Source organism: Micromonospora sp. MW-13, from assembly GCF_003434305.1.
Taxonomy (GTDB): domain Bacteria; phylum Actinomycetota; class Actinomycetes; order Mycobacteriales; family Micromonosporaceae; genus Micromonospora.
This window is the reverse complement of record NZ_QKKX01000099.1, coordinates 20041-27122: the sequence shown is the minus strand read 5'-3', so window position 1 is coordinate 27122 and position 7082 is coordinate 20041. Positions and strand designations below refer to the sequence as shown.

The window sequence follows — 7082 nt, the reverse complement described above, 5'->3', positions numbered from 1 at the left end:
GCGACGGTGGTGTTGAGCGCCGTCGTCGCGGCCCTCGGCTCAGTGCTGGTGGCCGTTGATCTCGCGCTGTCGCACCGATTGGTTCGGGCCGTGGCGGGCCGGTCGCGCCGTGTCTCGCTGGGCGTGTTGGTGCTGGCCGCCGCGCTCGCGGTGGTGATCCTGCTGCCGGACACGGGTAGCGCCGTGTCGATTGCGGCGATTCCACTCGCGTGGGCGTTGCGAGCGATCGCCGGCGGCTCGTTCTGGTCCGGCATCGCCCGGCTTTTCGGCGCAACCGCGTTCTGCGCGATCATCACCGCAGCACTCGCCACCGGAACCGGCGCCGAATGGAACCGGCTCACCCTGGGCGTCGCCGCGCTGCTCGCGCTCGGGGTACTCGGGCAGGACTCGATCTACACGCTCGCGATCGAGCTCGACGACCTACGCGGTCTCGAAGCCGAACGGGCCGTCGCGACCGAGCGTAAGCGGTTCGCCGGCGACCTCCACGACATCCAGGGCCAGCACCTCGGCCTCATCACCGTCGAAGCGGAACTGGTCACCCGGCTCATCGCAACCGAACGATACGGCGCGGCCGCCCAGCACGCCCAGCGCGTACAGACCATCGCCGCCGACGCGCTAGACGAACTGCACCGGGTCGTGCACGCCTACCGCGAGGTCACCCTGACCGAGGAGATCGCCAACGCCGCCCGCGTCCTCGAAGCCGCCAGCATCACCGTCACCCGGACGGTGAAACACATCGGGCAGCTTACCGGCGAGCAGGACCGCCTGCTCGGCCTCACCGTCCGCGAGGCCATCACGAACATCCTGAAACACACCCGCGCCGCCTCCTGCATCATCGACGTCACGGCCAGCACCCGGGGCGGACGGGACGGGGTACAGCTCGTCGTCTCGGACTCCGGCCCCGCCGCCCTGCACATCGTCCGCTCACCAGGCACCGGCCTTGCGACGCTTCGTGAACGCTACCGCGCGGCCGGCGGCGAATTCTCCTTCGTCGCTACGAACGGCGCAACGCTCACGGCCTGGCTGCCCGTCGAGGAAGGAATCCTCCCATGAATCCGACCCCGCCCATGACGCCGATCCGCATCGTCCTCGCCGACGACGAACTCCTGCTCCGGGAAGCGATCATGACGCTCCTCGCCCTGGAACCCGACATCGACATCGTCGGCACGGCCGACAACGGCGCCGAAGCCGTGGACCTCGTACGGCGTGCCCGCCCCGATGTCGCCGTGCTCGACCTGGAGATGCCCGAAAAGGACGGCGTCGAAGCAGCCGCAGCGATCCGTGCCGTGGTTCCCGACACGCGCGTGATCCTCCTCACCCGCCACGCCCGCCCGGCCGTGCTCCGCCGAGCGCTCGACTCCGGAGTGTCCGCGTTCGTTACCAAGGCGACCTCCGTGAAAGAGCTTCCCAGCATCCTCCGGCAGGTTGCGCAGGGCGGTCGGTACGTGGACGGAGCGGTCGCGACTGCGGCTCTCTCCGAGAGCAACTGCCCGCTCACCGACCGCGAGCTCGACGTGCTCCGCGAATCCCTCGACGGTGCGACGATCCGCGTCATCGCCGAACGCACCCACCTCGCACCCGGCACCGTCCGCAACTACATCTCCACGGCCATGACCAAACTCGGCGCGGACACCCGCGTGCAGGCCGCGCGGATCGCGTGGAACGAGGGCTGGGTGTAACCAGGGCCTACCGGCGGCAACGCCACTTCGGCAGCCCCGCCGCCACCCGGATCACGAAGTACATCGCCGTCGCGGCCAGCAGGCCCCACCGCTGAAGCTCCGGCAGGCGGTCGGGGAAGATCACGAACACCAACAGCGCGACCGCACCTATCTGCAAGATCGCGGCCAAGAACTCCCGACCCGGCGTCGATGCCGGGCCGAGGCTCATCAGATCGGCCGCGAGACTCCGCTGACGGGGCTTGGGCTGCTGCGGTTCATCGGTCCACGTATTCATACCTCAACGCTCGCGCACCTGTGCAGCAGTCAGTAGAAACAAGCGTCACCGGCGAGATGACAAACGTCACGAGTCATTGTGGCTCTCCGAAGTTAAGTGGGGTTGAGGTATCCGCGGGACCGGCCGGTCAACATCGTCGACGAATACACCCGCGAAGCCCTGGCCACCCGAGCGGCCCACTCGTTCACCGCCGACGCCGCGATCGCCGTCCTCGACGAGGTGAGCGCGCGGCGGGGTCGGCGACCGGAGCACATCCGGATGGACAACGGCCCCGACCTGACCGTCCACGCCCTGACCGACTGATGCCGGCACAGCGGCGTCGACCCGGCCTACATCGACCCCGCATCACCATGGCAGAACGGGATCCGTGAATCGTTCAACGGCCGCTTCCGCGACGAGTTCCTCACCTGCGAGCAGTTCATCCCTCCCAGGTTTCAGCGTCGGGTTGAACCCGCCCCGGATCTTGTAGATGCTTCCCTGCTTGGGAAGGATCGAGAGATGGCAGGAACGAAGCCGTATCCGCATGAGTTGCGGGAGCGGGCGGTGCGGATGGTCGCGGAGGTACGGCCGAACTACGAGTCCCGTCTACGTGGTGGTCGGGATCAGCCTCGACGGAGAACGTAAGGTGATGAGCGGTTCGGTGATCCGGTAGCTGCTGCGTCCGCTCCGCAGCCGATCCGGTTCGCGCACCAGCAGGCCGGCGTCTTCCAGCACGGTCAGTTAGAAATGTAGTCCTACAGTTTGTGCACGGTGTGTGACCCGGGGGATTGGATGTCGCAGGGGCTGGGAGCGCCTCGGATTAGCGCCTCAAGCCTGTCCTGCTGGAGACCATCGCACCAGCATGGAGCACGGGGGATCCGCGCAGACTGCGGCGGACTGCTTACCAAGGACGCCGTGTACGTCGAGCCGTCCGACCGGCAGCGGTACGTCGGCCGGGCCGATTCATCGATTACAACCGATTCGAGTGACGCTGTCGTGCCAGCGCGGCCTTGTCTCGGATCGTCAAGCACCGCGGCTGGACAAGCGTGGGCCTCATCGAGCGAACTGAGCAGGTATAATATCATTCGCCTCGATAGAACTGGGACGCCCCGGGGTGTAGTGGCACTGGGTCGGTGTTGGCCGCGCTGCTCCGGTTGAAGTTGCGCCCCTCCGGATGCACTGCCCCCAGTTCTGTCTGGTGCGCGAAGAGCAGCGCTGTCAGGTCGTACGCCAGTTCGTCGGGCATGTCCGCACCGACCAGGATCAGGTTCGCCACGGTCACCGTCGGCACGGCCGTCGGGGTGCCGTACGCCTCCTTCGGCAGATCGGCGGCGGTGTAGACCGGCCCGTACGCAGCGGTCAGTGGCTTGATCAGGTCGGCGATCGGCAGGAACCGGAACCTGCCGGGCGCGGCGGTGAGCAGGTCGGTGATGCCCGGCGTGGGCAGCCCGCCGGCGAAGAACATCGCGTCCAGGGTGCCGGCCCGCATCCTGGACGCCGTGTCCGGCAATGAGAGCCTCGCCCGCCGGATGCCCCTCTCCGGCTCCAGGCCCGCGGCGGCGAGCAGTCGGCCGGCGATGACGTCGGTGCCCGACCGCGGGGAGCCGGTGGAGACCCGCATGCCCTGTAGGTCGGACAGGGTGGCGACTTCAGCGTCGGCGCGCACGAGTACGTGCATGTAGTCGCTGTACACCCGGGCGAGGGCACGTACCTGCTGCGGGCGGCCCTGGAACGCGCCGCGTCCGGCGTTGGCGTCCGCCGCCGTGTCCAGCTGGCTGAAACCGATCTCCATGTCGCCGCCGGTGATCCGGGTGATGTTCTCGCCCGAGGCGCCGGTCGGTTCGGCGCGCGCCTCGTAGCCGGGGAGGTTCCGGCTGATCAGGTCGGCGTACCCGCCGCCGAACTGGTAGTAGACGCCGGTGGTGTTGCCGGTGGCGAGGAAGATCTGCCCCTCGTGCCACGGCTCCGGCTCCGGTGCGGGGTCCCGGCCGCAGCCGGCGGTCAGCAGCGCTGTCACTAGGGCGAGTGCGACCGCCGCCCGGCTGGCACGTCGGAGCCCGGACTGTGGGCGGGCCAGGGCGATCCATGCCATGCCGGGGCGCCGCGTGGCCGGCTGCGGGCGGCGGGTCATGACCGGGGTGCCGGTTCGAGGGACTCGGCCACCCGTTGCACTAGTGTGGCCGTCTCGTAGCCGACTTGGCCGAGGTCGCAGCCGGGCGCGGCCAGTACGCCGATCAGCGCCCGGTCGCCGACCGCCATGACCAGCAGCACCCCGCCGTCCATGTCGACGATCTGCTGGCGTACCCGGCCGGAGTTCATGAAGCGTGCGGCGCCAACGGTCAGGCTGGCCAGGCCACTGATCACAGCGGCCAGGTGGTCCGCCTGGTCGAGGGTCAAGCCCGGGGACGCGGCCAGCTTGAGGCCATCGCCGGAGACCGCGAGGGCGTGGGCGACGTCGGGCACCTGGGTGGCGAAGCTGGCCAACAGCCAGTCGAGGCCGGCGCCGGTCTGCGGAATCATGGGTTTCTCCTGGAGTGGTCGTTCTGCGGGGCCCGGCGCGTCGCGCTCGCGACGCCCGCAGCCAGTGCGGAGAGCCGGGCCCGGACCAGTTCCGGGTCCAGCAGGTCGGTCGGCGTCCGGCGGGCCTTCTGCCCGGCGAGCGGCGGGGGATCCGACGGGCCGCCGTGGGCACGGCGAGGCAGCGGTGAGACCCCGGTCGGCGGGTCGGCGTCCGGCGCGGGCGGCACCGTGGGGGTACGGCCGGGAGAAAACCAGTCGGCCGGCGCGGCCGAAGTCCCGGTGTGCCGGACGGGCGAGGCCGGGCCGGCCGGGGAGGCCGCCTTCTCGACTAGGGTGAGGGCACTCTCGGGCACCTCGACGGTGGCCGTGGTGCCCGGGCCGACGCTGTGTAGCGAGACCCGGATGTCGTGCCGGGCGGCCAGGTGGGCGACCACGTGCAGGCCCATGCTCCCGGCAGCAGCGCTGGACAGCGGGCCCGGGTTGCGCAGCCGCCCGTTGATCTCGGCGAGCCGGCTGTCGCCGATCCCGATGCCTCGGTCGTGGACCCGCAGCAGCAGGCCGTCGACGGTGCGGCGTCCGTCGACCCGCACCAGCGCGTTCGGCGGCGAGTACGCGGTCGCGTTCTCCAGTAGCTCCGCCAGTAGGTGGACCAGGTTGCCGACGACGGAGGCGTCGACGGCCACCGCAGGCAGATCCGCCTCGACCCGGGTGTACTCCTCGATCTCGCCGGCCGCCGCCGTCACCACCTCGGTGATCAGATGCGCGCGGAGTTTTCCCCGGCCCGGCTCGCCGCCGGCCAGCACCAGCAGGTTCTCGCCGTTACGCCGCAACCGGGCTGCCAGGTGGTCCAGGGCGAAAAGCCGGTCCAGCACATCCGGGTCGGTCTCGTCCTGCTCGAACTCGTCGAGGAGGCGCAACTGCCGGGTGATCAGGGTGCGGATGCGTCGGGCCAACGTCTCCGCCATCCGGGTTACATCGATCCGCAGCTCCGCCTGCTGCCCGGCCAGCCGCAACGCGGACCGGTTGACGGTGTCGAACGCGTCCGCTACCTGGGCGATCTCGTCGCGTCCGCGGGCGATGCCGGCGGTCACGTCGAGCGCCGACGGAGCCTCGACATCGCCGTCGGGCCCGGCGTGCCGTTTCTCGGCCGCCGCGCCAGAGGCGATCGCGGAAATCCGGTCCGGCAGCTCCCGGTTGGCCATGGTCAACGCCGCGACCCGCAGCCGGCGCAGCCGACGACTGGTGTGCACCGCGAGCAGAACCGCGGCACCAAAAGAGAGCAGTGCCACGGCCAGGGTCACTCCGGCGCTGAGCACGGCCTCCCGCCGCGCGTCGCCGGCCAACTCGCCCGCCCGCCGGTCCAACTGCATCGACAGATTCCGGCTGACGAGGTTGTACCGGCGGATCACCCCGCTCTGCGCCACGTACCAGGCGTCCGCGTCGGCCTTCCATGCGGCCGGCGTCGCGTCGGCCGCCAGGACGTCGTCGTGAATCCGGCGGGCTGTGGCGACGTCCTGGCCGTCCAGCAGCCGCCGGTACGTGGCCGACGAGGCCGGGCTGGCGATCCGGGAGAACTCGGCCTGCCGCTGTTCCTTCGCCCCGCGTAGCCACGCGGCGCGGGCCAGCTCGCCCGGCTCCAGCGCGTCCCGGCTGAAGATGGCCCGCAGCAGGTCCCGCTCCAGGGCGGCGAAGTGCTCCTGAGCAGCCACCGCTGCCACCTCGCGGGCCGCGTTGGCCAGACCGGCGTCGCGCAGCTGCGCGGGAAGCGCGTCGGCGACTCCGAGCAGCGTCTCGACGAGGCCCGCGTACTGGTGGTCGGCGGGTCGATCGCCGAGCGCCACCTCCCGGGCGCCGTCGAGCTGCGCCAGCTGCCCGTCTGCTCCGTCTAGCACGCCGTCCAGCGCGGGGGCGGCCCGCCGGGCGTTGTCCCGGGCGGCCCGGTACCGGTCGGCCGCCGCGTCGACCCGCTGGCGCTGCGCATCAACCAGGCGCCGGCCGGCGCTGCCGCCGCGCCGGCGCAGGGCGACGGTCTCGGCTAGTTCCCGCTCGACCTCGTGCACCAGCCGCACGGTCGCGGTGGCCGTGCCGGCAAGCACCCGCGCCCGCTCTGCGTCGGCGGTGGCGGCCAGCGCGGTCCGGGTGTGGAGCGTACCGAGGACGACCAGGCCGACCGTGGCAACGAGGATCGGCGCGATCAGTTGCATACGCACCGACCACAGCCGGTTGGTCCGGTTGGTGGGCAGGCTGTGCCGGCGTACGTCGGGGCTGCCTGGCTGGGGCACGCGGGCCTCCGGGACATGGATGGAGGTGGGCCGGGCAGGGCCCGGCGCGGTTGCCGGGTCCGGCCGGTGGGGGTCAGCGGGAGTCGAGGTCGGTCAGCGCCTTGGTAGCACCCCGATGCAGCGACACGGGGCCGATGCGGCGGGCAGTAACGATGACATGAAGCGGCACGATACGCGGTCTTCGCGGCGAGAGGAACATTGTCGGTCGCGTTTACGCAGCTGTGATCTGGATGGGTATTCCGAGACCGTTTGTGCACCGTCTGTCGAATGGCAGGAAAGAACGCGATAGCTCATTGGTGGAATGGATGCACTGGCCGTCGCCGGGTGTCGTGGCTGGCCTTCGGCGGG

8 protein-coding genes and 1 pseudogene are annotated in these 7082 nt (G+C 70.6%); 4 read left to right on the top strand and 5 right to left on the bottom strand.

Features of this window, described 5'->3' with window-relative positions; all coding sequences use genetic code 11:
- Both C5N14_RS31295 and C5N14_RS31290 read left to right on the top strand, forming a co-directional pair.
- Nucleotides 1–1053: sensor histidine kinase (locus tag C5N14_RS31295; protein WP_128763724.1), on the top strand; the 1053-nt coding region annotated here is incomplete at its 5' end.
- Nucleotides 1050–1679 (top strand): DNA-binding response regulator, encoded by a 630-nt coding sequence (locus C5N14_RS31290; protein WP_243640290.1) that lies wholly within the window; start codon nt 1050–1052, stop codon nt 1677–1679. The genes C5N14_RS31295 and C5N14_RS31290, both read left to right, overlap by 4 nt.
- A 7-nt stretch (nt 1680–1686) precedes the next feature.
- Here the strand turns inward: C5N14_RS31290 and C5N14_RS31285 are convergent, their stop codons facing one another.
- Complete coding sequence (locus tag C5N14_RS31285; RefSeq protein WP_117673488.1) at nt 1687–1953, bottom strand: hypothetical protein; 267 nt, start codon at nt 1951–1953, stop codon at nt 1687–1689.
- A gap of 102 nt (nt 1954–2055) precedes the next feature.
- Here C5N14_RS31285 and C5N14_RS31280 point away from each other — a divergent pair, with 102 nt between their 5' ends.
- Both C5N14_RS31280 and C5N14_RS34385 read left to right on the top strand, forming a co-directional pair.
- On the top strand, nt 2056–2256 hold the full coding sequence (locus tag C5N14_RS31280; RefSeq protein ID WP_165878306.1) for a DDE-type integrase/transposase/recombinase: 201 nt from the start codon (nt 2056–2058) through the stop codon (nt 2254–2256).
- 24 nt (nt 2257–2280) lie between these two features.
- Nucleotides 2281–2577 (top strand): annotated as a pseudogene (locus C5N14_RS34385) (integrase core domain-containing protein); the annotation flags it as partial.
- Here C5N14_RS34385 and C5N14_RS33905 read toward each other — a convergent pair.
- The 4 genes from C5N14_RS33905 to C5N14_RS31260 all read right to left on the bottom strand — a co-directional run bounded on the left by C5N14_RS33905 (nt 2539) and on the right by C5N14_RS31260 (nt 6734).
- Nucleotides 2539–2667 carry a hypothetical protein gene (locus C5N14_RS33905; protein ID WP_256371580.1) on the bottom strand — a complete coding sequence of 43 codons (129 nt, stop codon included), beginning with the start codon at nt 2665–2667 and terminating at the stop codon, nt 2539–2541. The pseudogene C5N14_RS34385 and the gene C5N14_RS33905 overlap by 39 nt on opposite strands.
- Before the next feature lie 346 nt (nt 2668–3013).
- The gene (locus C5N14_RS31270; RefSeq protein WP_117673498.1) at nt 3014–4024 is read right to left on the bottom strand and encodes a TAXI family TRAP transporter solute-binding subunit; all 1011 of its coding nucleotides are present in this window, start codon (nt 4022–4024) and stop codon (nt 3014–3016) included.
- 35 nt (nt 4025–4059) lie between these two features.
- Nucleotides 4060–4452 carry a roadblock/LC7 domain-containing protein gene (locus tag C5N14_RS31265; RefSeq protein WP_117673485.1) on the bottom strand — a complete coding sequence of 131 codons (393 nt, stop codon included), beginning with the start codon at nt 4450–4452 and terminating at the stop codon, nt 4060–4062.
- Nucleotides 4449–6734 (bottom strand): nitrate- and nitrite sensing domain-containing protein, encoded by a 2286-nt coding sequence (locus C5N14_RS31260; protein WP_243640287.1) that lies wholly within the window; start codon nt 6732–6734, stop codon nt 4449–4451. Before C5N14_RS31260 ends, C5N14_RS31265 begins: the two co-directional genes overlap by 4 nt.
- Nucleotides 6735–7082 lie beyond the last annotated feature (348 nt).

What these genes read in the sequence shown, in the direction of transcription:
- C5N14_RS31290 (WP_243640290.1), top strand. Translation starts at nt 1,050, where the DNA reads ATGAATCCGACCCCGCCCATGACGCCGATCCGCATCGTCCTCGCCGAC.
- C5N14_RS31285 (WP_117673488.1), bottom strand. Translation starts at nt 1,953, where the DNA reads ATGAATACGTGGACCGATGAACCGCAGCAGCCCAAGCCCCGTCAGCGG.
- C5N14_RS31270 (WP_117673498.1), bottom strand. Translation starts at nt 4,024, where the DNA reads ATGGCATGGATCGCCCTGGCCCGCCCACAGTCCGGGCTCCGACGTGCC.
- C5N14_RS31265 (WP_117673485.1), bottom strand. Translation starts at nt 4,452, where the DNA reads ATGATTCCGCAGACCGGCGCCGGCCTCGACTGGCTGTTGGCCAGCTTC.